This is a genomic window from Microvirga zambiensis WSM3693 (assembly GCF_016735695.1).
In the GTDB taxonomy this organism is placed as follows: domain Bacteria; phylum Pseudomonadota; class Alphaproteobacteria; order Rhizobiales; family Beijerinckiaceae; genus Microvirga; species Microvirga zambiensis.
In genome coordinates this window covers 1-511 of the sequence record NZ_JAERQD010000253.1, presented here as the reverse complement: position 1 = coordinate 511, position 511 = coordinate 1, and the positions used below count along the sequence as shown (strand labels likewise).

The window sequence follows — 511 nt, the reverse complement described above, 5'->3', positions numbered from 1 at the left end:
TCAGCTCAACCCCCTCCAGGTGGGGTTCCAGAGCCGCAAAGTCCTCGGGTTCGAGAGCCGCCAAGAGCCAGTTCGTGCGGTGTTCTGCTTGCGGAGCGTGGATCATGGCCACACCCTCCTCCGCCCAGATAACGCGGTCGGAGGCGAATCAGCCCAGCGTGGCCGGTTTCGTGCTGAGGATTATGCGAATTTCGCGACCCTCAACCGCTACTTTGAAGGTACGTGAGCCTTGGTCGGATTTTTCGAGGTGTCGAGTTCGGGATGGTTGCGGACCAACCTTTCCCGATCCTTGGCCAGATTGTCCCAAGTCCGGGCCATCTCCAGAAGCTGATTGCGATGTTCGCCCTCGGGAACCTGCTTGGCGAGAACCCGGCATTCCTCGGCGTGTTTTCTGTATTCGGCTGCGGTTTTCATGATTGAGGCGCCCCTATAAAGCAGGCTCTTTATGGGGCGTGATAGCGGACCGGCAACAGCCTCTGCCCTGTCAAACTTGAGCATTCCATCCTGGGCG

Annotated in this window: 1 protein-coding gene; it reads right to left on the bottom strand. The window is 58.9% G+C overall.

Going from position 1 to position 511, the window contains the following annotated elements:
- Positions 1–207 precede the first annotated feature (207 nt).
- Positions 208–511, bottom strand: a 304-nt coding sequence (locus JKL46_RS35155) for a hypothetical protein (RefSeq protein ID WP_210381561.1), incomplete at its 5' end; no start/stop codon positions are given.